Origin of the sequence: Shewanella sp. DC2-4 (assembly GCF_013248875.1) — a bacterium.
Classification (GTDB): domain Bacteria; phylum Pseudomonadota; class Gammaproteobacteria; order Enterobacterales; family Shewanellaceae; genus Shewanella; species Shewanella oncorhynchi.
Map to the genome: position 1 here is coordinate 1622268 of NZ_JABRVR010000002.1, position 25361 is coordinate 1647628.

At 43.1% G+C, this 25361-nt stretch carries 22 protein-coding genes and 1 pseudogene; 11 read left to right on the forward strand and 12 right to left on the reverse strand.

Features of this window, described 5'->3' with window-relative positions:
* Window positions 1–5: 5 nt before the first annotated feature.
* Window positions 6–1526 (reverse strand): flavocytochrome c, encoded by a 1521-nt coding sequence (locus tag HQQ92_RS07925; protein ID WP_173244422.1) that lies wholly within the window; start codon window positions 1524–1526, stop codon window positions 6–8.
* Window positions 1527–1872: 346 nt separating this feature from the next.
* Here HQQ92_RS07925 and HQQ92_RS07930 point away from each other — a divergent pair, with 346 nt between their 5' ends.
* Entirely contained in the window at window positions 1873–2631 is a 759-nt protein-coding gene (locus tag HQQ92_RS07930) for a TetR/AcrR family transcriptional regulator (RefSeq protein ID WP_173244425.1), read from the forward strand.
* 850 nt (window positions 2632–3481) lie between these two features.
* Here the strand turns inward: HQQ92_RS07930 and HQQ92_RS07935 are convergent.
* The 3 genes from HQQ92_RS07935 to HQQ92_RS07945 all read right to left on the reverse strand — a co-directional run bounded on the left by HQQ92_RS07935 (window position 3482) and on the right by HQQ92_RS07945 (window position 6780).
* Entirely contained in the window at window positions 3482–4708 is a 1227-nt protein-coding gene (locus tag HQQ92_RS07935; RefSeq protein WP_173244429.1) for a DUF819 domain-containing protein, read from the reverse strand.
* Window positions 4709–4746: 38 nt separating this feature from the next.
* A complete protein-coding gene (locus tag HQQ92_RS07940; RefSeq protein WP_028759678.1) occupies window positions 4747–5628 on the reverse strand; it encodes a LysR family transcriptional regulator in 882 nt (293 codons plus the stop codon).
* 123 nt (window positions 5629–5751) lie between these two features.
* Window positions 5752–6780 (reverse strand): porin, encoded by a 1029-nt coding sequence (locus HQQ92_RS07945; RefSeq protein WP_028759679.1) that lies wholly within the window; start codon window positions 6778–6780, stop codon window positions 5752–5754.
* Window positions 6781–7006: 226 nt separating this feature from the next.
* On the opposite strand from HQQ92_RS07945, the gene HQQ92_RS07950 reads away from it, so the two are divergent.
* Window positions 7007–8776 carry a flavocytochrome c gene (locus tag HQQ92_RS07950; protein WP_173244433.1) on the forward strand — a complete coding sequence of 590 codons (1770 nt, stop codon included), beginning with the start codon at window positions 7007–7009 and terminating at the stop codon, window positions 8774–8776.
* A 459-nt stretch (window positions 8777–9235) separates the two neighbouring features.
* Here the strand turns inward: HQQ92_RS07950 and HQQ92_RS07955 are convergent.
* Window positions 9236–9577, reverse strand: a pseudogene (locus HQQ92_RS07955) (efflux RND transporter permease subunit); the annotation flags it as partial.
* Between the two features lie 17 nt (window positions 9578–9594).
* Here HQQ92_RS07955 and HQQ92_RS07960 point away from each other — a divergent pair.
* The 3 genes from HQQ92_RS07960 to trmY all read left to right on the forward strand — a co-directional run bounded on the left by HQQ92_RS07960 (window position 9595) and on the right by trmY (window position 11305).
* Window positions 9595–9792, forward strand: coding sequence for a hypothetical protein (locus HQQ92_RS07960; protein WP_249195628.1), 198 nt, complete (start codon window positions 9595–9597; stop codon window positions 9790–9792).
* Window positions 9789–10088, forward strand: coding sequence for an ATP-binding protein (locus HQQ92_RS07965; RefSeq protein WP_249195629.1), 300 nt, complete (start codon window positions 9789–9791; stop codon window positions 10086–10088). The genes HQQ92_RS07960 and HQQ92_RS07965 overlap by 4 nt, the downstream gene beginning before the upstream one ends.
* Window positions 10089–10708: 620 nt before the next feature.
* A complete protein-coding gene (gene trmY, locus HQQ92_RS07970; protein ID WP_028759682.1) occupies window positions 10709–11305 on the forward strand; it encodes a tRNA (pseudouridine(54)-N(1))-methyltransferase TrmY in 597 nt (198 codons plus the stop codon).
* An 84-nt stretch (window positions 11306–11389) separates the two neighbouring features.
* Here the strand turns inward: trmY and HQQ92_RS07975 are convergent, their stop codons facing one another.
* Window positions 11390–12256 carry a LysR family transcriptional regulator gene (locus tag HQQ92_RS07975; RefSeq protein ID WP_173244436.1) on the reverse strand — a complete coding sequence of 289 codons (867 nt, stop codon included), beginning with the start codon at window positions 12254–12256 and terminating at the stop codon, window positions 11390–11392.
* Between the two features lie 117 nt (window positions 12257–12373).
* Here HQQ92_RS07975 and HQQ92_RS07980 point away from each other — a divergent pair, with 117 nt between their 5' ends.
* Window positions 12374–13480 (forward strand): NADH:flavin oxidoreductase/NADH oxidase, encoded by a 1107-nt coding sequence (locus tag HQQ92_RS07980; protein WP_173244439.1) that lies wholly within the window; start codon window positions 12374–12376, stop codon window positions 13478–13480.
* A gap of 255 nt (window positions 13481–13735) precedes the next feature.
* On the opposite strand, the gene HQQ92_RS07985 is transcribed toward HQQ92_RS07980, so the two are convergent.
* Both HQQ92_RS07985 and HQQ92_RS07990 read right to left on the reverse strand, forming a co-directional pair.
* On the reverse strand, window positions 13736–15523 hold the full coding sequence (locus HQQ92_RS07985) for a DUF3413 domain-containing protein (protein WP_173244442.1): 1788 nt from the start codon (window positions 15521–15523) through the stop codon (window positions 13736–13738).
* 66 nt (window positions 15524–15589) lie between these two features.
* Entirely contained in the window at window positions 15590–15808 is a 219-nt protein-coding gene (locus HQQ92_RS07990) for a YejL family protein (protein ID WP_011847036.1), read from the reverse strand.
* 77 nt (window positions 15809–15885) lie between these two features.
* On the opposite strand from HQQ92_RS07990, the gene yejK reads away from it, so the two are divergent.
* Window positions 15886–16914 carry a nucleoid-associated protein YejK gene (gene yejK / locus HQQ92_RS07995; protein ID WP_006081997.1) on the forward strand — a complete coding sequence of 343 codons (1029 nt, stop codon included), beginning with the start codon at window positions 15886–15888 and terminating at the stop codon, window positions 16912–16914.
* Window positions 16915–17052: 138 nt separating this feature from the next.
* Here the strand turns inward: yejK and HQQ92_RS08000 are convergent, their stop codons facing one another.
* Window positions 17053–18051 carry a cytochrome-c peroxidase gene (locus HQQ92_RS08000; RefSeq protein WP_173244445.1) on the reverse strand — a complete coding sequence of 333 codons (999 nt, stop codon included), beginning with the start codon at window positions 18049–18051 and terminating at the stop codon, window positions 17053–17055.
* Between the two features lie 469 nt (window positions 18052–18520).
* On the opposite strand from HQQ92_RS08000, the gene HQQ92_RS08005 reads away from it, so the two are divergent.
* Window positions 18521–19393, forward strand: a complete 873-nt coding sequence (locus HQQ92_RS08005; protein ID WP_173244448.1) for a 6-carboxytetrahydropterin synthase — start codon at window positions 18521–18523, stop codon at window positions 19391–19393.
* Between the two features lie 298 nt (window positions 19394–19691).
* The gene (locus HQQ92_RS08010; RefSeq protein WP_375539958.1) at window positions 19692–20630 is read left to right on the forward strand and encodes a M23 family metallopeptidase; all 939 of its coding nucleotides are present in this window, start codon (window positions 19692–19694) and stop codon (window positions 20628–20630) included.
* Between the two features lie 154 nt (window positions 20631–20784).
* On the opposite strand, the gene HQQ92_RS08015 is transcribed toward HQQ92_RS08010, so the two are convergent.
* The 3 genes from HQQ92_RS08015 to HQQ92_RS08025 all read right to left on the reverse strand — a co-directional run bounded on the left by HQQ92_RS08015 (window position 20785) and on the right by HQQ92_RS08025 (window position 22708).
* A complete protein-coding gene (locus HQQ92_RS08015) occupies window positions 20785–21045 on the reverse strand; it encodes a DUF5062 family protein (RefSeq protein ID WP_006081993.1) in 261 nt (86 codons plus the stop codon).
* 292 nt (window positions 21046–21337) lie between these two features.
* Entirely contained in the window at window positions 21338–22021 is a 684-nt protein-coding gene (locus HQQ92_RS08020; protein ID WP_173244450.1) for a VOC family protein, read from the reverse strand.
* 174 nt (window positions 22022–22195) lie between these two features.
* A complete protein-coding gene (locus HQQ92_RS08025) occupies window positions 22196–22708 on the reverse strand; it encodes a murein L,D-transpeptidase family protein (RefSeq protein WP_028759690.1) in 513 nt (170 codons plus the stop codon).
* Window positions 22709–22880: 172 nt separating this feature from the next.
* Here HQQ92_RS08025 and HQQ92_RS08030 point away from each other — a divergent pair, with 172 nt between their 5' ends.
* A complete protein-coding gene (locus tag HQQ92_RS08030; protein ID WP_028759691.1) occupies window positions 22881–23738 on the forward strand; it encodes an ion transporter in 858 nt (285 codons plus the stop codon).
* Window positions 23739–23783: 45 nt separating this feature from the next.
* Window positions 23784–25325, forward strand: a complete 1542-nt coding sequence (locus HQQ92_RS08035) for an MATE family efflux transporter (protein WP_173244453.1) — start codon at window positions 23784–23786, stop codon at window positions 25323–25325.
* The last annotated feature ends 36 nt before the right edge of the window (window positions 25326–25361 follow it).

Sequence of the window (25361 nt, forward strand, 5' to 3'; positions counted from 1 at the left end):
AATATTTAAGCCTGCATGTCAGATTTGATGGTTTCAGATACGATAATTCCCATCGTCAAGCACTCTAGGCATGCCGTTGAACTTAAACGTGTTCCACCATGTGTACCACCGGTCGCTTCGCCAACTGCATACAGTTTCTTAATTGTCGTTAACGATTGACTGTGCATAACACGGGCACCTAAATCGGTTTTTAATCCTCCCATGCAGTAATGCACTTTTGGCCAGATCCGCGAGACAATAAAGGGAGGTTTTAGCTGTACAGCCGTATCCATCATGCGGCCAAAGAGTGGATCAACACCTTTAGGTACTTGTTGGTTGTACTCAGTAACGGTTTGTTTTAACTCATTTAGTGGGAGATTAAACTGCTTAGCTAATTGCTCTAGGCTATCAACTTTCCAGGCAATTTGGTCACGCACGGCACGGGTGACGCGTTCATCGCCAACATGGTCATCATGATTAAAAAACACGACAGGATAAGCGGGGGAACCATCTGCATTACGGTTTTTCATTATGGCGTCAGAGCAGGTTTTTCTGTCGGCACGTTCATTCATAAACCGTTTACCATCAAGAACATTGACGGAAATGCCCTTATGGAAACCAATCGACAGTAACGCATTTGACCAACCGAAGCCGCCTTCATCAGGCGAACCCCAGTGGCCAGTTTGAATAAAGCTCATATGTATAGGCAGTGCACCGTGTGCCATGGCTGTAAGGGTGACTTCTCCAGTCGCTCCTAGCGCATTGGTGCAATCAAGTGTCTTATCAAGCGATGGATCAACCAGCTCACGCAGTTTTAAATTTCGAGAAAAACCACCGTGGGCAAGGATAACGGCCTTGTTAGCTTTGATATAGATTGTTTTGCCGGTTTTGAGATCGGGGAAACGATAATTTTGGCGAACTTTGAGGCCGATAATTTCCTGACCATCCATTATGAAATCTTCAACATAGTGTTGAAGACGATATTCAACTCCTTCTTTTTTACCCACTTCATAAAGTTTAGTGGTGATATCGCCGCCCACACCGTGTTGGGTACGAATCGCTCGTGCTTTATTATGTCCACCCACTTGCTGGTTAAATCCTTCGCGAAACTTTACCCCTGCATTAATACACAGGTCATAGGCATCCAGTGCGCGATTAGCCATTTGGCGCAACATGTCAGTATTTTGCATACCGCGGCCAGAAATGATCTGATCTTTAACCAGTTCCTCTGGCGAATCATCTTGAATGCCTTGGGCTAATTGGATTGGATTTTTGGGAATGGCTAGCCAACCGCCATTAATCGCAGAGTTACCGCCAATGACTTGCATTTTTTCCAATACAAGTACGGAACCAAGACCTTGGCGTTTAGAATTGAGTGAAGCAGATAAACCCGCGAAACCTGAACCCACGACGATAACATCGCGTGTTTCATCCCATTTTATGTTTGATGCGCACTCATTAGCTGATGCAGCACTTGGCAGTGCGGCTGCAATACCGCCAATAGCTGCACCTGCACCCAGTTTTAAAAAGTTTCTTCTATTATGCATGTTGTTCACCCTCTACTTCAGTATGCAAGCAAGATAGAGGCTATGGGGCAGGCTAAAGGTGAACTAAGTCACGGCTTTTTTGGAGTGGCAAACTTATTCGTGAGTTATGTCTAGAATAATCTTTTTTGAAAATGAAAGTTTTTTGCAACAAAAATGTAAGTGAAGGGATTTTAATCTTTGAAAAAAACTTGTTGTTGCAATGTATGCTTGAGGTAACTCACAAAGAACATAAATAAAATGCTCACTTGCGTGAGCTTTATCCCGATTAGTCATCCTTACCCTATAACAGGCATAAGTTAACAACGCATAATTCACGCTTACTTAGCGTTTTATTCGGGTTTAGTGCATGAAATGTCCTTCTGACACACTATCTATTTTAAGGTGCAATCAAATACTGGATGCAGCTGAGCTGTTGATTGAGTCGCAAGGTATCGTCTCTTTTAAGTTTTCTCAACTGGCCAAAGAAGTCGGTTGTTCTACTGGTACCTTGTACAAATTTTTTGAACGTAAAGAAGACGTTTTAGTTTGTCTGTTTCTAAGAAGTGCAACCTCTAATCACTTGCCAATTTTTATTAATAAAAATCCTGAATTAACGGCTAAAGAACGAGTATTGTTGCCAATTCTATTTACCTTTGAAACGATAAAACGCAGCAAAAGCTTTGCAACGTTACGTTCTGTTTCTGTTAATACCATGGTATGGCAACTTGCTAGTGATGAAAAAGTCGAACGCTTTAAAAAGCGCATTAATGCGTTCTGGGGCTGGTTTACTGACTCGCTCAATCTAGCAGTAGAAAAAGGGGAATTAGAGGCGACACCATTACAGGTAAAGGAGTTAGTACAGGGTATCACCTTTTATTTAACCGGGGCGTTAACTCAATTTGAGAGCCAGCTTATCGCGCCAGAATACCTTTCTAATCGTCGCGAAACCTGTTACCGACATTTGGCTAAATTGATGGGGCAATATAAGTGGAAAATGCCCTTAACCCCAGAATTATATGATTCTTTAGAGACCAGAACGATTAAGTTCTTCGACCAACATTATCGTGATCATATGAGTTGCGCTGCATGTAGTGCGCTGTCTTGTACAAATGGTGTTGGGGGGTAACGGTGATTGAAATCAACAAAGCTCTGTTTCAGTAGGTTTTATACTTGTGCCCAAATTCAACTCAGAAGAATGGTTTCTTTTACGGATAATTTATCAAACTAGTGTGTTGCGGCACTTCATAGCAATCTAATTTTTGATCAAACTTTATTATGCTCTTAGATAAAGTTGGTGAGAGGTTGGCCTGAATAAAGTCATCAGGCTAGGTATGCTTGCAAATAATTCGTTCGCTGTTCATATTTCCAGCATGAAATATTCATTTAAAAAACAGATTAGATTTACTAGTGCTAAAAATAGTGCAAATTATACGGTCAAATACAGTGTAAGCTATTGAATACACAGGCTGCACATTTCGCATTTGCATGTAAATGCACATAAATTATTAGGGTAATTAAAACGTGAAAAATTACATAATTTATGTTTAGATTCAGTTGGTTATGATTTAGTGATTCACTGTCATGGGGTGTCAGGGGTCGGAGGTTCGAATCCTCTCATACCGACCAAATTCCTCTTTTTATAAGAGTTAAAAAGCCTGCAAACTTAATCGTTTGCAGGCTTTTTTATTTTAGTGCGATTTTTAAATTCATTTTAGTCATACCAAAAGACTGAAGTATATGTATGGTAAAGTGTCTCCAGTTTGAATCATGAAAAAACATAACAAATATGGGCAGGCTGCAGCGTAGCTGCGACTTTATCACAGTGTTGAATCACCCCGAGGTTTGATTGATAGGGGGGATGTATAAGTTGTATTGTTAAATAGAAATTTTCTGAAAGCTTTGGGTAATGCTTTGAAGATTCAGAAGTGGCATTTATTGGGAGCAAAAAATTAGTTGGACACACTTTTGTTCCCATCTTATGGTTGAATAAACTGCATTAAAAAACCCAAATACCACGCCAACAAAGACGCCCAAGTATAACCCCAAACTGCCATCAATAAAGCAGCGGAAGCCAGCCTTGGGTGAAAAGCGCTGGCGATAACTGGTGCAGAAGCCGCACCACCAATATTACACTGACTCGCGATCGCGAAGTACATGATAGGTAATCGAAAAAATACAGTAAAAATAAATAAGATAATAATGTGTATAGAGAACCAAATAAGAGCGATACAAACGTAATAGGGCGCGGCGCTCAATGCGCTAATATCAAAGTTCAACCCCATCAACATTATCATGATATAGATAAAAAAAAGAGCTGCCTGCTGAGTTTCCTTGACTAACACATGTCTTGCATTTGTTAATGAAAATAATAATCCTAAAAAAGTTGCAATTAATACTGACCAAAAAAATTCAGAAGTAAGATTGTATTTAAATAAGTGTGGGAAACTATTAGCGATTCTTGTTGCAAGGAAGGATGATAATTTTTCACTGAAGAAAATTACAATGAAAAAAGTCAAGCTCAATATCAGAATCCAATAATAGCTTGTTTGTTTTCCTATCACTTTACGTTTGATGTCAGTGCAAAATATCGGTCTATAGCTTTTATCAGCTTTCAAGAAATCATCGATTTTATCTTGGCGTTCTGCAATGAAAAGTAATATAACCATCCATATACCGGAAAAAAGAATATTAATAGCCATCATTACCGCAAATACGGCATCACCGACACTGTGGATTTCTTTTACAGCCAATTGATTGGCGGTTCCGCCAAGCCAGTTTGCCATCAGTGTTGACATGCCTTTCCAGGCAGCATTATCTCCCTGCCAGACGAGTTCGTTCGGAAAAAATATAGAGCCTAACCATAGGCTTAATGGACCGCCAATACAGATGCTCACAGCACCTAGCACGTACATACTGAGAAGTTTTTTTCCCACTAAACTGAGAGCAAAGAAATCGGTACCTAAAATCAGCAAAAATAAACAACCGGGCATTAAGTGTGTTTTTGCCATTTCGCTAAGTTGACTATGACTTGCATCAATAATATTTAGCGAGCTAAAGATGGCAGGTAAGGTGTAGCACATTAGCATCAGTGGAAAAATACGATAAAATTGCTTAAAAAGTGTAATAGAGGATGTGTGTGTATAAAATAAACCACATAGTAAAAAGACTAAAAAAAATCCTATTCCAAGATCTGATGATATCAATTAAATTCACCTAGTAAGAATAGCTGGTATACATTATTTTACAGTAGCTTACTAAAGGCTAGGAAACTCATGCTTAATGCAGATAATTCTTCTCCTTCACGCTGAATTGACCAATAAGTTCGTTTATAATCCCACCCATCCACAGGTAATAAAATAAGGTCTTTTCTTGCTAATTCAGCGTCAATCGCTAATAGGGGTAATACACTCAAACCTATACCTGTTCCAATTGCCCTTTTAATAGAGCCAATGGTTGACATGCAGATTTCATCACGAACGTGGATATTTAAGCTTTTTAATAACTGAATTGCACGAATTCGAGAGAACGATGATTCATGGTCGAATATCCACAATTGTTCACTAAGCCAAGATTTTGTATTTAAACCATTTGCAGCAGGATGAGTTACGCCACTCACAATGCAAAGATTATCTTGTAACCAATGCTCACAAATGAGATTTTTACTCGCGGGTTTAGCATCAATAAAGCCTAAGTCTAGTTCTTTTTCTGAAACCATTTTTTCAATAACTAAACTATTATCAATGACTAGTTTTATTTTTACATCGGGATATTGGTTCTTAAATAATGGAATTTTTTTAGATAATACATAGTTACCAGCAGTCTTACTGCTCCCAATGGTTAACGTCCCCTTAATGCCATGTTCAGGGAATGAAAATATATTTTCTAACTCTTTTCCCTTGGATAGCATTTCATTAGCATAAGGTAATATTATTTCTCCATGCGCATTTACAACCAAACCTCCCGCCACTCGCTCAAATAATCTGCAGCCTAAAGAACTTTCTAATTCTTTAAGTGCCATACTTACAGCAGGCGTTGACATATGAAGTACTTTTGCCGCTTTTGAGATCTGCCTCTCAGAATGTATGGCTTTAAAGATCATCAATTGTCTTAATGTTATCCGCATCAAATGCTCCGCGAGGGGGAAATCAGTTATACTAACAGTATAATAGTTTAAAACGATAAATAATTAACATGATAAATATCTGATTTTTATAAAGCGGCTATTTAGCCGCTTTATCTATAGAGGTTAAAATAGATATCTTGTAGATACAAAAATGAGAGTGTCATCAAACTCAGTATGTCCTTTGACGTCAGTATAGTCACCATCAAAATAGGAAATACCTACCCCAAAAGTCAAATCCTTTTGAGCCTTAAAATCAACGCCTACTGAATATTGACTTGCATCACTCTCTCTTAGTGTTTTTAGATCTGCTCCGGCATTTTTTGTCACTTTACCCAGCCCAGCATCATCTTTTAAATATTGAAATTTTATATCATATTTATTAATAGGAACAACCATACTTAACAGGTAGGAGTTACCTTTAATATTATCATAAATACTTGACTCAGAGCGCTGGTACATAGCCCCCAATTTTACGGATGAAATAGCAACACCACCCACCAGTCTTGTTGCCTCTAACTGGTTCAATCCATCAGCATAGGCTATTGAAATATAGTGACTATTCTTTTTAAATGCAGCATCGCCTAGGGAAAAACTAATTGCATAATTGTTTTGTTTATCAGAAAGTTCTGGATTTTTTTGATTAAAATCCTTTTCAAAAACATAACTAATACCCATAGTAACACCTGCGACCTTAGCGCTATTTAATGTTACCGAATCGCCTAATCTATCGTTACCTGCAATGATCATATTCATATCGCTTGAGGTAATATTAAATAAATCCACTTTACCTTCAGCACTTTTAAAAACGGTATCATTTCTTCCGAAAACAGCTGAACCATAGTTAGTTTTAAAACCTAAGTATGAGTTTCTCGGTTTGAAAATATTAGAATCATCGTTATCAAAGCTTTCTATCCCTGCTTCAAATTTATATAACAAGCTAAAATTATCATATACACTATACTCACCTTTAACGCCTAAATATGATGCATAATTTTCAAGGGAAAATCCATCAACTTTTTCGTTACCAGAAAGACCATTACTTGAGTTGGCCACACCAAGCCACAGTCTTCCATAAAAATCTAGTGGCTCAGATAAAGCTGGAGTTGAACAAATTAAAATTAAACTAAAACCAATATATTTAGTGTTTTTCATCGACATCACCTTTTTAGAATGTAAAAGCAATGCCATATTAGAGATTTAAGCAAACACATCTCCGCTTTAGAACACATCTAATCAACAAAAATATCGAGTTAAGCATAACTTAAAGTGTGTTAAGTTATATTTAATAATTTCAATTTATTGCTCAATGTCACTATTTAAAAAAATTAAGAAACTATCATCACGCCAAATCTTACCAAAATAAAAACTGGAGAATTGCATGAGGATAAAATACTTGAGTATTATTGTCTGTTCGATTTTAACGGCGTCATCATGGGCTGCTGATAATAAAAATGATTTAGCATCATTCCATAAAGATGTTAATGGTTGTAAAACCTGCCATACAGCACCCAATAAAGTGAGCGATAGCGAGACATTTGAAAATAAACAATGTAAATCCTGCCATGGTGATTATGGAAAACTAGCAAATCCCAAACTAGAAATTGACCCACATTCTTCACACTTAGGTGATATTAATTGTACGTCTTGTCATAAAGGACATGAACAACCAAAGTTATATTGTAATGAATGTCATTCATTTAAAGGGCTCGACATGCCTTTTAATAAAGCCAAATCTAAAGAACCGTGGGACAAAGGTTGGGATAATGAAGCAATAAATAAAGCGATAGCTGCAGGTCCTAAAGAAACAACGGATGTGATTGTTGTTGGAGCCGGTAGTGCTGGATTTAATGCTGCGATTGCAGCTAAAAAGGCTGGGGCTAACGTTATATTGCTTGATAAAGCACCATTTAGTGGTGGTAACTCTATGCTCGCCGCTGGCGGGTATAATGCTGTGGGTACAGTTCAGCAAAAAGATCATAAAGTCGATGATAAAATCGAATGGTATGTCGAAGATACAATGAAAGGCGGTCGATATGCTAACGACCCTAAATTGGTACAAATATTAGCGGAGCAATCGGCTGATGGCATTAAATGGTTAGAATCTTTGGGCGCCAATATGGATGATTTAAAACGCTCTGGCGGCGCTAGAGTCGATAGAACACATCGTCCATCTGGTGGTTTAAGTGTTGGTCCACATATTATTGATGTACTAAGAAAAGCATCGGATAAAGAAGGGGTTGATACAAGACTCAACTCCAAAGTTGTTAAATTGGTTGTTGATGATGAACAAAAAATTGTGGGTGTTGTCATCCACGGTAAACACTCTGGTCACTATATGGTTGCAGCTAAGTCGGTTGTTTTAGCCACAGGTGGTTATGGGTTTAACAAAGAAATGATTGCTTTTTATCGCCCTACATTTAAAGGCATGACAAGTTCAAATAATATCACTTCAACTGGGGATGGTATTGAACTTGCTAAAGCAGTCGGTGCAAGTATGACTGATATTGATTGGATCCAGACACATCCAACAGTCGGAAAAGATAGCCGTATATTAATTTCAGAAACGGTTCGAGGTGTCGGAGCCATAATGGTTAATAAAGAAGGCGATCGCTTTATCAATGAATTAACAACTCGAGATAAAGCCTCCGATGCCATTCTAAAACAGCCTGAACAATATGCTTGGCTAGTATTTGATAATGAATTATATAAAAAAGCTAAAATGGTTCAGGGGTATGATCATTTAGAAATGCTTGAAAAGGCCAATACTGTTGCAGAGCTTGCAAAAATAACAGGAATGACTCCAAGTGTTTTAGACAAAACTATCACAAACTACAACCATTATTTCAAACAGGGTAAAGATGAGGCATTTAACCGTGAGCAGATGCCGCTATCAATAGAAAAATCTCCTTATTATGCCGTAAAAGTTGCTCCTGGCATCCATCATACTATGGGGGGAGTTGCCATTGACACTAAAGCTGAAGTACTCGATATACAAAGCCAACCGCTTAAAGGTTTATTTGCGGCGGGAGAGGTGACTGGTGGTGTTCATGGGTATAATCGACTGGGGGGGAATGCTGTCGCTGATACTGTGATTTTCGGTAAAATCGCAGGGACAAATGCTGCTAAACATGCTCTAAATACAAAGTAACGCTAAATCAGTGAGAGACTCGTTATTGTCTCTCACAACATCTCAAGTTTTATTCATCGTAAATATAAGGAATAAAATTATTGCTTGAGTTAAAGTACTCCCCTGCTATTTTTTGAGAGGCTAATGTAGCCTCTCTTTTTTTATTTTTCGGCAGAATTAGATATCAGGGATTTTGCTAACTCTTCGATCGTTTTCATCTTCTTTATATCGCGTGGTATATGGGTTAAAAGTACTCACTTTTCCATAAAGCTAATCGTTCCCTGTGGGCGAGTTCGGCATTACATTACTATTTGATTGGAGTGTTCACAGACTTGATTAAGTGCCTCATAAGCTGAAACTATTGTGATTACTGAACCTATATTTCCAGCTTTTTAAATGATGACAGATATATTGACTAGCGCTAGCGCTAGTGCTCTGTTGGCTCGTGTCACGAAACTCCTACAGAGCATTAGCGAGGCGTCAGCTCATTTCCTGAGGCTGTTTGGCTGTATTATGCCGCGCAAGCCAGGCACTCAAGCGCTCTTGTGTGCCGATGACAAAGACAAAAAACGCCGGTACGAAGAATATTGCCAGCAAGGTACCACTGAGCATGCCACCGAATACGCCAGTACCGATTGCATGCTGAGTTTCGGCGCTGGCGCCGCTCGCAAGCATTAAGGGTACCACTCCGAGAGTAAATGCCAGTGACGTCATCAGAATTGGCCGTAGACGCAGGCGTGCTGCGGTCACTGCAGCATCTATCAGCGTATGGCCCTCGGCGTGCAGTTGGCGGGCGAACTCGACGATGAGGATAGCGTTTTTGCCGATAGGCCGAGGTGGTGGCTAGGGTGCAGGCGGTATTGCGACGCGATCGCACTAACACGCCTATAAATACCCAAATGTTGCGCGTCGGCCCGTTCCAAATCGACTTAGACAGTCACGAGGCTAGCGTAATCTGTAACGGTCAGCAGCAGGCACTGGATCTGACTTTGACCGAGTTCAAAATGCGCGCCAGCATGCAGAACCTGGCACTTTGACTGTACGATTTTACCGCTCGGGGGCAAGCTATTATCTTTGCGTCGAAGATGAAGGCCCTGGTATCCCTGATGAGGCAGCAAGCTACGTATTCGAAGCATTTCGCCGAGTTGATCCGTCTCGCTCTCGAAAAAGTGGTGGCAGTGGACTCGGTCTCGCAGTGGTTAAGACAATTGCTGAAGCTCACGGCGGCCACGTGGTTTGCCAGCCATCGGGTCGTGGAGGAACAATATTCGTTCTTTCTTGGCCTGTTAAGGCTCCCCTTAACTACATCCTGATACTGGAATTATCTATATGAACGGTGATGTGCTTAGTGATTCCTGCACGTATGGTCACCACGCCAGAGCACATTGCTGAATCGGGAAAATGCAGGGATTGTAGATATTCTCTAGATCCCATTGGTTGTTATTCGATATTGATTACAACTAATGGGATGTTATTTTGTTTGAATACGCTCAATTTGTTGTACTTGTAGCCTTGATATCGCATTTGCGTGTAACTGTACATAAATTTTCGAGGTAATTAAAACGTGCAAAATCACATAATTTATGTTTAAATTTAGCAGGTTATGATTAAGCGGTTCACTGTTATAGAGTGTCAGGGGTCTGAGGTTCGAATCCTCTCAGACCGATCAAATTAGATGCTTTTTGTTAGTTTGTTTTAATCATTAAAATAACCAGCAGTTAAGTAAAACAAAACCCAGTGTTAGCATTGCTATACGGGTTTTGTTTTTTATACCTTTTCGCTGCCGATATGACTAACGCTGCTTGCGACTAAGGTTCAAGTTCGAGTGATTAGGCTGGCTTTGGCACAGCAAAAGGCAAAAGGCAAAAATTTTCAAGGCGAAATCGTCAATTTCACAAATTATATGCATCCGCCATTTAGCATTTAAGACATTATTGAGTAGGACATTTACCTATGCGCGCGTTTGTTTTACGAGCAAGATCAGCACCTACTGACAGTCAGTTGTTTTTGGCTTCTGTCGGCCAAGAGGCGCATACCGAGATTTTAGCTCATACCCTGATGAACACTATCTTTGTGGCTCAGTCCCATCGAAACGATGTTGTCGTTTATTTGGTGCTAGAAAGTACCCATGATTTTTCCCGCACTATTTGCTTCGATACTCGAAATATTTGCCATATTGGTGGTTTTCACGAGCAAGCTTTGCTCACTAAAATTGCCAAAGCCTTAGATATTTCTCGGGGCATGACGAAGGAGCAAACCCGTGTTGTTGACGAGGGCATCAGTGTTAGCACTATCAGTTTTGAAAAGCTGGTACAGGACCTCGCGGTGGATTATCAATTGTTTATGATGGATAAGAAGGGTACATCAATCCGTGAGCAAGAATTTGTGGGTAATCCGTGCTTTTTACTGACCGATCATATTCCTATGCCGAAGAAAAGTTTTAATACCTTGAAACGACTTGGTGCGCAAAAGATCAGTTTAGGGCCAAAGATGCTGTTTGCTTCTCAGTGCGTGGTATTGATCCATAATGAATTGGATATCAATCAATAGCCTCTGAGTCTTATGTATCCGTTGCTAACGCTGACTATTCCTGTGTGGCAACGTGTGTGTCGAGCCCCATTTTTTAATGGGGTTTTATATTTTCCCCTTTAAAAATGTAATCGCTTTTTGGGCTCTGCGTGACAAGGGCCATTCCGCGCGGTGGATAAGCCAAATGGTATCTACAACTTGGCTACCACATTCCACAACATAGATATCTTCTTGTCGTTCAAAGGCTTTGCGGGCGTATTGCGGGATAATCGTAAATCCTAGCCCTTTTGCGACAGGTTCGAGAATGAGGCTGATTTGGTTGGTAAATCCCTTGCAGGGGATCTCTTGAATACCGGGGTGAGTTGGATATTTACGGCTAAGCAGCCGAGTCGCCATAGCCTCACCATCGGGATGGGAGATAAACCCTAGCCGTTGTAAATCAGTCCATTCATGTTGTTTATGGCTCGCCGGTACCACAAGTTCAAGCGGCTCTTCGGTAAAATGTGTGCTGTGAATACGAGGATCGGAAGGTTTTAAGGTTACCATGCCGATTTCATGTTCATTGGCCAACACTGAGGCCACTATCTCACTGTCAGGTGCAAAACGGTGGCGAATGCTTAACGCCGGAAAGGCTTGTTGTAATTCGATTAATAATGGAAAAAGCGTTAAACCAATGCTACCTGGAGTGATAAGGCTAATATCACCGGCATTGGCGTCATCATGGATAAGTTTCTGTTGTAGGCGTTTCTGCGCGCATTCAACTTCTTTAACGTAGGTCAGCAGGTTTTCCCCTATGGGAGTGATTTCAAGCTGGCGGGTGCGGCGTAAAAACAGTGTGCCGTAGGTTTCTTCTAAGCGACTGATATGCTGGCTCACAGCCGCTTGGGTGATACCTATAGCTTCGGCGGTGCGGGTGAAATTGCCTTTCTCGACTAGAACGCTAAAGGTGTGTAACCACTGTGGATTTATCATAAGTAAAATTTATCAAATATATAATCTGTATGTGCTTTTAATTATGGCACGATAAGGCTAGTCTGTCGTCATTCAGTATTCAAATACCTTTTGATCTTAATAGACACAGGAAACACCATGGCCGATCTATTTTCATCCTTCAAACTTAAAGACATCACCCTCAAAAACCGTATTGCCGTTGCACCCATGTGCCAATACCAAGCCACAGATGGACTGATCAACGACTGGCATCAGGTGCATTATACTAGCCTTGCCCGTGGCGGAGCCGGTCTTGTTGTGATTGAAGCCACAGCGGTTTCTCCTGAAGGACGTATTACCCCCAAATGCCTTGGGTTATGGAATGACGAACAAGCACAAGGTTTAGCAAAAGTGGCTAGTGCGATTAAAAATGCGGGTGCTGTTGCAGGCATTCAGATTGGTCATGCAGGCCGTAAAGCGAGTGCCAATATCCCGTGGGAAGGGGATGACCATATTGCCGATGATGACGCGCGAGGTTGGCAACCGATTGCACCATCAGCCGTCGCATTTGGCGCAAACTTACCTAAAGTGCCTACCGCTATGACGATTGAGGACATTGAGCGGGTTAAAGCCGACTTTGTGGCGGCGGCAAAGCGTGCTTTAGCGGCAGGATTTGAATGGTTAGAACTGCATTTCGCCCACGGTTATTTAGCCCAAAGCTTCTTTTCAACCTATGCCAATCAACGCACCGACCAATATGGTGGCAGTGCCGAAGGGCGGGGGCGCTTTTTGTTAGAAACCATTGCCGCGGTAAGAGACGTTTGGCCATCGCATTTACCCTTAACGGCGCGATTTGGCGTGATTGAATTCGACCATAAAGATGAAGAAACACTGACGGAATCGATAACCTTGGTGAAGCAATTTAAGCAAGCGGGGCTCGATATGTTAAACGTCAGCATTTGCTTCTCGACCCCAACGGCAAATATTCCATGGAGTCCTGCATTTTTGGCGCCTATTGCCGAGCGGGTTCGTCAAGAAGTGGGGTTCCCCGTTGCGACTTCTTGGGGTATGGATGATCCACATCATGCCAATGCGGCCATTGAAGATGAGCAAATGGATTTAGTGATGATAGGTAAAGCGTTTTTAGCGAATCCACATTGGCCATATCAAGCGGCGCAAACCTTGAAAATTGCGCGCCCATCTTGGGTATTACCCGCTTCCTACGCCCATTGGTTAGCACGCTACTCTACGGTTAAAGCCGATTGATTGTAGAGTGATTTGATTAAAGCCTAAGCCTTAAAAAGCCGTTATCTAAAGATAGCGGCTTTTGGCTTTAGTGGCAGGTAAGGTCCATCATAAGAGACTAGCTACAAGAGACTAGATTCAAGATACTGGCCACGCAGCCTTCAACCCACGCAGTTAAATCGAAGCTTCGTGCATTTCGTATTCATCCAGTCACTAGGGAATAAAAAAAGCCCCAATCCTTTAGGAATAGGGCTGCTTTAACTAAGATGATGAAGCTCAGTGGTTATAGAAACGTCGACCTTCACGCATCACTTCAATCAATTCAGGCGCGCTCATTTTTTTATTGAGTCTATGCTCATAGTTTTCATCGTAAATACGATATTTACCGTGGCGGTCAATCACTGTCACTTCTGCTTCTTGATAGATAGCAAAAATACGGCTATCACCTATATAGATCCACGTTTCTTTGTCAGGTTGTAATAGGCTGCGGCCAGCGCTGTAATCTGTCGTGTTATTGGTGCAACCTAGCACGTGGGTCATTAAAGTCGGCGCAATGCCGTAATGGCTGGTGCGGTATTTGACCTTAGAAGCACCCGTATTCGGCCAGTGGATCACTAATGGCACTTTGACACTCTGTGGTGACAGGTTTCGATTAGCTTCATCACTATTGCTGGTGAACATTTTGCCATTGACCCCAGTGATAATCACTAAGGTGTCGTTGGACACATTGGCCAGCATTGCCTTGAGTTGTTGATCGACAAAATACAGAGATTGGCGATATTGATTAAACAGTACTTTTTGCGCTGGCATCAGGTCGGTATTGGCTTTCACTGTTTCGATACCCAGAAAACCCACGGGAGTATCAAAATTTTCTGGCGCTTTTAAGTTAACGAGCGCAAACCAAGGTTTATTTTGGATGCTGTGCCACTCGTTAAAACTGGCCACTGTGTGCAAATCGGCATCGGCGCTGCCATTGGTTTCTTTGGCTATGACAGGATTAAAGTCATTAAACATCGCTTGTGATGAACGCAAATTGAGATTGGTTTCAGGGAGGAAAAGCCCCAATTCATAGCCTGCTTGTTGAAAACTTCTGGTCAGTAAAGGACTGGTGCTATTAAAAATTCGCGCATCGCCATAACTGCCTTGCAGGCCATAGAGTAGCGAAAACATGCCCGTTCTAAATTGGTTGCCGCCGCTGAAATGCTGGGTAAAAGATTGATTATTTTCAGTGTATTGGTGTAGGAACGGCATGCTTTTACCATCGACCATATCCGCCCGCAAACTGTCGATGGTAATCATCAACACGTTGATGTTCGTGTCGGCTTGGCAGGTGAGTGGCTGCTCTGGATAACTGAGTACACTGGTGTTGTGATTGACGTCATCGCCTTGGTATGAACCATCGATACCGTGGCTTTCCATAAAGGAGCGAGCAGTCGCGGGATAAGATAAAGGATAAGTATCGTCGAAACGGGTAATTTCGGTGATATCTGCGGCATCGGCCCAAATGTGGATCAAGTGGCTGCTGATAAAACAGATACACACTAAGGTGATAACTTTATTGCCTAAATTGAGTTTTTGGATTTTCTCTATGCGTTTCCACAAAAAGTTCGCCATGGTCAGTTCAATGGCGATGATGGCCAACGGGGTGACGATATAAGAAGTACCACGGAGCAGGGCATTGAGATCCGCCCAAGCTAAATCGAAGGCGAAGGGGCTCAAGTGCATGCCGTAATCGGCGTAAACAATGGTATCGTACAATAAGATACAAAGACTTAAGGTCGCGATCACCGCCGCGACACCTCTTAATATCTTTGAATAGGGCAATATCAAGGTTAGTGGAAATAGGCAGATCAAATAGGCGATAAAGGCGAGAAAGCTAAACTGACCAATAGTGCTGACGCTCAGATAAAACCAGCCATACCAAGTTTCTGGATAACCCACGCTGCCAAGGTATCGGCTTCCGACTATCATGGCTAATAAGCCATTGAAGAAGGCGAACCAATGCCCCCAGTTGATGAGCCGGGAAACCCGATCGCGGCTCATTTGCTTTTTTCGCTCGACCATAGTGATCCGCTTATTCCTAAAAGGCCTTGTATCTTATATTCTTTTGATGATTATTACCCAGTTAACTTACTGGGATTTAACCGATTGTGCGAGTGCTTTTGCAAATTGTTCGGCCACGGCTTGGCGCGATTCGCTGGGCACTTTACGTTCTAGCAGGTTAGTCACACAGTTACCCAATGCCATCAGGCTCAGGTCAGTCGGTGCTTTATGCTTTTCTAACACAGCCAATATTTCGGCGATTAATGATTCAACTTGGGTGTTTGAGTATTTCGATTGGATTGCCATAATCAAAAAATGTTTCACTTTGGAATGGATTAGCGGCATATAATAGCGGATTTATCCCAGTATCACTATCAGGGCTTATGAGTATTAACATCGAACACGCAATTATTCACGAGATTTCTCAGGACAGTCAGGGGCAATTACGCTGCCGTTTACGTCCTCAACCTCTGCTGAACGGTCAGGCGGTCGAGGTGATGCTCGACGAGTTGCATCAGACATATACGGGAAAGGCCGGTAAAGGTTTTGGCTATTTTGGTATCCATGGTGACGACGGTGAGGCCAATCCCGCCTTTGCCAATGCGCTAACTCAATACCGTGGCGGCGATTTAGGGTTTGTGGAGTTTTCCGGTCAAGCCAGTAAATTACTGCAAGAAGAATTGTCAAAGTACGACTTCAGTCAAGGCGGTTTCCTGTTGATGTCTTGCTATACCAGCATCACCAGCGATTATTTGTTTGTGGCTTTATTAAGTGCTAAGTCGTCAATGACAGTATTAGACGATATGGAATTGTCGCAAAATAACCATTTGGATTTAAATAACATCCAACTCGCGGCGCGTATCGATTTAACTGAGTGGCAAGCCGATAAGGATTCTCGCAAGTATATCTCCTTTATCCGTGGCCGTGCGGGACGTAAAGTCGCCGACTTTTTCCTCGACTTTATGGGCTGCGTAGAAGGCGTCAACACTAAGGCGCAAAACAAAACCTTAATGAATGCGGTTGAAGATTTTGTTGCCAGCAGTGAGTTGACGAAAGACGAGCGTCAGCAGTGCCGCAATAAAGTGTTTGAATACTGTAGTGAGCGTTTCGATGAAGGCGCTGACATTGAGATCAAAGACTTGGCCGATGAGTTAGCCGATCAAGGTATGGACTCCTTCTATGATTTTGCCCGTGGCGGCAGTTATGATCTTGATGAAGAGTTTCCGGCCGACAAATCAACCCTGCGCCAATTGAAGAAGTTTTCTGGTACGGGTGGCGGCGTAACGTTAAGTTTTGATGGCGGCCACTTAGGTCAACGGGTGATTTACGATCCCATCTCGGACACGATTTTAATCAAAGGTGTGCCAGCAAACTTAAAAGATCAGCTTGATCGTCGCCTTAAAGGCGAATAGTACTTAATTCATCCATCGTTTTTTAAGCGAACGAATAACTAAAGGCCGAAAGTTTTTACTCTCGGCCTTTTTGCTAACTAAGTCGCGCTGACTCAGCTTCTAAGTGAGTACTTCTTAGTCAGTGACTCGTCGCCTATGTTAATTATTGGAGCTAAATGGCACTGGACGTGGCGTATCTTTATTCGATGGTGGCAAAATAGGTAGCGTGATTTGCGGCTGATCGCCCGTTAAGGACTCAAGGAAGGCGACCATTTCTTTCACTTCTTGGTCAGAGAGTTTTTGCCCTAATTGAATGTCTGCCATGGTATTCACCGCTTCTTCCAAGGTCCAGACGCTGCCATCATGGAAGTAGGGATAGGTGAGTTCAATATTGCGTAGTGTCGGCACTTTAAACACATATTTATCAGCTTCTTTACCAGTGACGCCCTTACGACCTTCTGCTGGGTTATTGGTGTGGAACGGTTTGATGAGTCCCATTTTCATATACATAGTTCCACCGACAGCGGGGCCGTTATGGCAACTCACGCAACCTTTATCCTTGAAGAGTTGGTAACCCGCTTTGGCATTCGCGCTTATGGCCTCTTGCTTGCCCAGAAGAAATTGATCGAAGGGGCTATTAGGGGTAACTAAGGTTTTTTCAAAGGTGGCAATCGCATCGGTTAAACGGTCAATTGTGACTTTTTCATCGCCATAGACCTTGGCGAAGTGCGCTCGGTAGGCAGGCATAGAGGCGATAGTTTCAGTTGCGAGTTCATGGGTAAAGCCCATCTCTTTCGGGTTGGCGATAGGGCCCGCGGCTTGTTCTTTCAAATCACTGGCGCGACCATCCCAAAATTGAGCCAGCATAAAGTCGGCATTAAGCACTGTGGGTGAGTTAATTGGGCCTTCCTGCCAATGATGACCAATGGACGTTGGCAGAGCATCGACACCACCAGTGGATAAATTATGGCAAGAGTTACAAGAGATAAAGCCAGATTTAGACAGTCTGGGTTCGAAGAACAGCATTTTACCTAATTCAACTTTTTCAGGCTCAGTGATCTTGGCTGCTGTAATGACTTCGATGGGTTCTGCACTGATAGCATGGGTACTGGCTAATATACCTGCGATGAAAATGGCGATAGATGTAAGTTTGGTCATCTTATTTCTCCCTGTATAACCTTGGTTTTTGTATGGTTTAACAGGGATGCTAGCGGTTAATGATGCTGAGTGATAATGCTTTGTTTCGATTGGGTCTATCGCTGTTGCGGATTAAGCTTTTGCGATCTAATTCGCTGTTTTTACGTTGTTATTTTGCTAGGTTGAGTGGTATTTCTGTTAAGGCTTTATCTGTTAATCGACAAGGTCGATGCATTGTTGCTTTCTGCCTATCGGTACCTGATGGTTGCAATGAGTTGCATTGCTGGATTTTAGAAAACCTGATACAAACATGTGATACAAAATATTGGGCCGAGTGGATTCATTTGTCGCGACAACAGACGGAATTGATTAGAATCTCCATTCATGTTGAGTTAACTCGTGTTGAGTGCCTCAAGTTAGCATGCTCGGCCATCGCCAAGCGGTGCTATAAAATTATATAGGTGGACTGTTTTTCTGCCGAGGAGCGTTAATGCAATTGTTTGTCAAAGATTTAACTGTGATCGATTTTTCCTATTTGTGCCCAAAGCGCGGCATGGTGGGGGAGAGTTGGATTGTTGATGTTCTGCTAGAGGGCGGATTAGACGAGCAAAACATGGTACTCGATTTTGCTAAAGTCAAACGCACGATCAAGCAAACCATAGATGCGGTGGCCGATCATCGTTTATTAGTGCCTACGGCCTGCAGTAGTGTGCGATGGCAACAGCAGGGCGATAGAGTATGGATGGATTTTGATAGTCAGTTAGGTGAAATTCATTTGGCCTGTCCTTCACAAGCCTTTGCCTTAGTGCCGACCGAAGAGATTGATATTCCCAGCGTGAATGTCTTTTTACAGAAAGCATTGCGCGAAGCTTTACCTAAGAATGTCGAAGGGATCACGCTCACCTTGAGACACGAAATCCTCGATACGCCTTATTACCATTACAGCCATGGTTTACGTAAACACGATGGTAATTGTCAGCGTATCGCCCATGGACATCGTAGCCCTATTCACGTTTATGAAAATGGCAGTCCAGCAGCTAAGTGGGATGAGTATTGGGCCAAACGTTGGCACGATATTTATTTAGGCAGTGAAGAGGACTTGGTTTCAGTTAAGACCCTTAATCTTTCGCCGCAAACGCGGATAACCGATGACAGCCACTATGGCTTTCATTACCAAGCCCCCCAAGGGGATTTCCAATTGGCAATGCCAAAGGAATGCTGTGATTTAATTCCCCACGACACGACGGTTGAGTTGTTAGCCGATTATATTGCCACGACATTGGTCGCTAAAGTGCCAGGAAGTCAGTTTAAAGTGGTGGCGTTTGAAGGTGTTGGCAAGGGCGCGATCGTCGTTAAGGGATAGGCACTACGAGCTGATATAAGTGAATGGACTTAAACTATTCACCTTTTAATCACGGATTTAATAGGCCTCGGTAGATTATCGGGGCTTTTTTGTTTGTTTTGAGGATAGGCTGAACTGAGATTACGACAGGGATGTGGGTTTGCAGAATCGATTTTTATGGTGCGTTAGGTTAACGTGGCATTGATTGAATTCGGCTGCGTTTTGTGTCGCGATGAATGTATTTAGTGGGTCTTGATCCCTATTGCCCCTCGATAAGGATTTTTTGAAGATGTTGGAAACTAGGATATTGGAAACTAAGATGCTGGAAAATAATAAGATGTTGAGAAATAAAGTATCGCAATTTTTATCTCACGGTGGAGCCCCCCTAAGTTCAAATCCAGTGCGCTGCTTATCGGCATTATTCACTTTGGGCCTAGTGCTCATTGCGCCTCAGGTACAAGCTGAGGTGAGTTTACAGGGTAAGTTAGAGCAAGGCGCATTAATGCGGGGTCAAGCGCCAGCGGGCACTCAGATTAGCTTAAATGGTGAAGCCATCAAGGTCACGCCAGACGGCCATTTTGCCTTTGGTTTTGATCGCGACGGTGAACTGAGCCAGCAGCTAACCTTGGTTTATCCCGATGGTTTGACTGAGGTTAAGCCTTTAACCTTAACCAAGCGAGAGTACGACATTCAAAGTGTAAAGGGCATTAGCTCGAAGATTATGAAGCCCGATCCTGTCGCGCAGGAAAGAGCGGCGAAAGACACGGCGCAAGTGAAAGCGGCGCGGGCAACATTTAGTGAGCAAACTGCATTTTTACAGGCGTTTATTTGGCCTCTGACGGGGCGTATTTCAGGCGTTTACGGTAGCCAGCGTATTTATAACGATGTACCCGGTAATCCACACTTTGGGGTGGATGTGGCGGCGAAAACCGGCACTGTAGTGGTCGCCCCCGCCGATGGTGTTATTAGTCTTTCTGTGCCTGACATGTTTTATTCGGGCGGGACTATGGTGATCGACCATGGTTATGGCGTGAGTTCGAGTTTTTTGCACTTGAGTAAGCTGTACGTCAACGCGGGTGAAGCGGTTAAGCAAGGTCAAGCTGTTGCAGAGGTGGGCGCAACAGGCCGTGCAAATGGTCCACACTTAGATTGGCGAGTGAACTGGTATCAAATGCGCCTCGACCCTACGACCATAGTGCCGCCAATGGCAACAGTGCTGGCGAATGAGAAGGCTAACAAAGCGGCCAAAAAGGGCTAGGTTTGATATCCAGTTCTGGCTCACTTAAATGGCGCAATGATGCGCCATTTAATGGTGATCCTTATCGTGAACACTTAGCGAGTTGGCTTCTTTCTAGGCTAGCTTCAAATGTCCGCTTGCCAATAATTATTTTTAACCGAGTCGCCTAAAAAGATTACTTCAACAGTGGATGATCAGCTGGCAGTTGGCGGGTGATCCATAAAATCAGTTTGTGTTTCATGTTTGGCCCATCTTCTTTATCTTTGGCCAGTGGCTGAATCAAGTTGTCGGTGACCAATAAACGGTAAATACATTCCACTTTGTCTTTGGGTGAGATGCCTTTGTCGAAGTCTGCATATCCGCGTTTTTTGGCATAGCCCACGCCGATTTCCATGGCGAACTTCAATATTTGTGCTTCGTTCTTGTGTGGCTTCATTGGCGATCCTCTGTTTGCACATAGCATCCATCTACTGGACACGATAATTTGTGCCTGATGGCATCTGCGAGTTATACGTCCTAAGTTACGCTAAATATGCTGTTTTTTAGATTTAATTTTGGCGATTTTTGATAAAACCACCAAAAAAATGACCTAAAAATAACGAGAATATTGAATCTGATTAAATTGTCATCAACTCAGATGTTAACTCAGTTACTGTCGTAGGTTTTAGCTAAGGTAAGTGCCGATGAAAATCTAAGCTCAGTTTTATCTGCCTGAGTTTAAGCCTGACTTAACATTCAGATACTTGTTCGCTCGCGATGACCGCTTTTATGCCATGGGGATGCACTTTAATGCACACATTGCCGCGTTTAAAGGCGATAGTTGGATTGGCTAAACGTTCTTTATCGCCTTTGGGCGAGCTCATCTTGACCTTAATCTCAGCAAGGGATGGCAAGTCTGGTAATCTTGACTGCTCTGATTCAGCTGTCTGCTCAGATTGCGGCAATGGACTCAGTCCTAGGTTGAGTAAAGGGCGGAGTGTTGGACATAAGACCAGTAAATCTTGGCTCAAGGTATCGCAATCTTTAGCTTTAGAATCAATAACTAATTCTATGTGCTCCCAGCCTTCCTGTGGATAAACTTTATCACTAGGATAGGGAAGCTCGACGCAGGCAATGCTAAATTGACCGAGTGTGAGTGGCGTGTCTAGCTCGATGATCAGAATCGTACGGCCATTGATGATGTTGTCTGAAATGATTTTTCCTATGCGGCTAAAGGCGTCGCGCAGGGCATCGGCACTGGCGATGGAATTGACGCGCAGCGCGACATGGTCGCAAACCAGTGCTTTATCTGCTAAGTCTAAGGTTTCAAGCAAGGCTAAAATCTGCGCTTCGAAGGCTGCCCAGCTTTGGATTAATTGCTCATAGCTGAGGTTTGCACTGTGCGGCGCAACAGGCTCGTTGAATTTAGGCATAAATACTCCAAGGCATTTCTATTGGCGTTAGTTTTATCCCTTAAGTAAATGACTGAGACTATTACAACTAACATCATGCTTTTAATGGTTAAATAAAAACGCCCATTAAGCTGGGCGTGTTTGATATCGTTCAATGATCTATTTGGCATTTTGCCATCTGGATATTGGCTAAGGTTAAGGCCAAATCTCAATTGGTGTTCCTTCATCGACCACTTTCCACACTTCATCCATTTCGGCGTTGGTAATCGCGATACAGCCGTCAGTCCAGTTGTATTGCTGGGCTTGTTCTGGCGGCAGTGATGATTTAGGGTTTTGGCCGTGGATCATGATCATGCCTCCGGGTCTAATGCCTAAGGCTTTGGCTCTGAGTTTATCCTCTTCATTAGGATAGGAAATATGGATCGATTTATAATAAGCACTATCTGGCTTTTTATAATCTAGGGTATAACGCCCCTGTGGTGTGCGTTGATCGCCTTCCTTTAATTTATGTCCAGCGGGTAGGTCACCCATGGCGATGCGATATTGTTTGAGCACTTTGCCATCGCGCAATAAAGCCATACTGGATTCGGATTTAGTGATCACCACCAGATCCACTTTACCCATGCCAGAGGCATGTAATTCGGGTGAAACGAGAGCCGCGATAGTCACAGTGAGAGATGTCAATGTGGAAAGTAGGGTGGCGCGCATGAAGTCCTCGAAAATAAACACAGGTTGTTGGCTTTTTTCGGCATCATACCGCAATTTTATCCTACTGTGAGTAGATAATTTTGAGCTAGGTGCAATTGCATGGCAGACTCGTGGCATATTTATGCTGTAATCCCTGTGTTAGTCAGTTTGTTGCAAGGAAGTAAAAGTTTGTATGTCTGAGAATATCGAATCCGAAAGTCCGTTAAAACGTCAATTACGTACCATTATTTTTGGCACTGATACTCCCGCTGGCCGCTATTTTGATATCGCCCTCATGGTGTGTATTGTGTTGAGTGTCGGCTTAGTGTTCCTCGACACAGTAGAGATATTCCATCGCGAATACGGCCAGCTTATTTCTGTGTTGGAATGGGTATTTACCATTATTTTTACGATTGAATATGGCCTACGTTTGTACTGCGCGACTCATCCTGTGTTATATGCTCGCAGCTTTTATGGTTTAGTGGATTTGTTATCGGTATTGCCAAGTTATCTGGCGTTGCTGATCCCTGGGGCTAACTTTACCTTAGTCATCCGGATACTTAGGCTGTTTAGGATTTTCCGCGTACTCAAATTACTGCGCTATTTAAGTGAAGGAAATGTTCTACTTAGGGCGATGATGCAGTCGAGTCGTAAGGTTTTTTTGTTTTTCTTCTCGGTCAGTTTGATCGTTATGGTACTGAGTTCAGTAATGTATGTGGTTGAAGGGCCTGATAATGGTTTCAGTTCAATCCCTAAATCTGTGTACTGGACAATTGTGACTATTACTACAGTCGGTTATGGCGACATTACCCCGAAAACCGGATTAGGTCAGGCGATTGCGGCTTTTACTATGCTGATTGGTTACTCGATTATCGCAATCCCAACGGGGATTTTAACCGCCGAGATATCCCAAGAAGTAGGGCGTCATCGAGATTTACGCTCGTGTAATCAATGTCATAAGACAGGTCATGATATTGATGCCATGTATTGTAGTCGTTGCGGATGTGAGTTAGATAGCTTGGATGTGCCCGTTGATAAAGGCGTTTCATGATGACTTCGGCGAACACTTTTTATTTTTTGTAGGTAAAAGACACGTATGACGCAAGCCAAGTTTGTTGAAGGCCCCATATTACGCCATATCTTAGTGATGAGTTCGACCGCCGCGGTAGGGATTTCTGCCTTATTTGTCGTGGATTTACTGGATATCTTTTTCCTGAGCCTATTGGGAGAGCATGAACTCGCGGCGGCTGTGGGCTATGCGGGGAGTATTTCGTTTTTTACCACATCGATTGGAATTGGTTTATCGATTGCATTAGGGGCTTTAGTGTCTCGCTCGATTGGCGCAAAAGAGGTGGTGTTGGCAAAGCGCTTATTACTCAATAGCGCGGTTGTGACGACACTGATCAGTGTGCTGGTGGCGGCTGTGGTCACCATCTTCATTCCTGAGCTAGTTGCCTTAGTGGGCGCGAATGGTCATACGGCAGAGCTTGCTGCGAGCTATTTGTATATTCTCGTGCCTTCCTTGCCTTTTATCTGTCTTGCAATGGCGCTCGGCGGAGCTTTGCGCGCCGTGGGTGATGCAAAGTTATCTATGATGTCGACCTTAGCGGGGGGCGGCGTTAATGCGGTACTCGATCCGATTTTTATCTTCATGTTCGCCATGGGGATTGAAGGCGCTGCATTGGCATCCGTTTTAGCGCGGGTGGCGGTATTTGTGATTGCCGCTCGCGGTGTGGTGGTTAAGCATAAGTTGTTAGGCCATTTCGATAAGGCACATTTTATCGCCGATCTTAAGCCCATCTTTGCCATTGCAGGCCCTGCGATGTTAACCAATGTGGCAACTCCCATCGGAAATGCCTTTGTGACCCGAGCGATCGCCGATTTCGGTGACGCTTATGTGGCAGGCTGGGCAGTATTAGGGCGTTTAATCCCTGTGGCTTTTGGGATGATCTTTGCACTGTCCGGCGCGATTGGACCTATTGTTGGGCAAAACTTTGGCGCAGGTCAGTTTGACCGAGTACGTGAGAGTTTAACGCGGGCGATTCAGTTTTGTACTGTGTATGTGCTGGTAATGTCTTTGCTGCTGTTTATGCTTAAGTCACATTTGGTCAGTATGTTTGATATGAAGGGTGACAGCGCTGATCTTATTCACTTTTTCTGCAGTTATATCGCAGTATTCTTTATCTTTTCGGGGATTTTATTCGTGGCGAATGCGTCCTTTAATAACCTTGGCAAGGCCAAATATTCCACGCTATTTAACGTAGGTAAAGCCACTTTAGGCACTGTGCCTTTTGTGTATTTTGGTGCACTTTGGGGTGGTGTTTACGGTGTATTGATTGGGCAAATTTTAGGGTCTATTTTGTTTGGTACATTAGGTGTGTGGGTTGCCTATCGTTTAGTGGATAAAGTGGCGGCGCAGGCACAGTTTTCAGCCGCGCCTAATCTTGATGCTGCGAATGCTATCCCCCGCAATGTCGTACTGAGTGAGGAAGAGGAAATCGCTAATTGTGTTGCACAGAACTTACCGAGTGCGACCAATCCGCTTTCATCCTCTTGCGTGCAGATGGCGCAATTAACGGAGGAGCAAGAGAATGAGCCCGTATTACCCTATTTAGACGAGGGGAAAAAGCCTAATTGACGTTATGTGGCTTAGCTGCGCCGTGTAGAAGCTGTG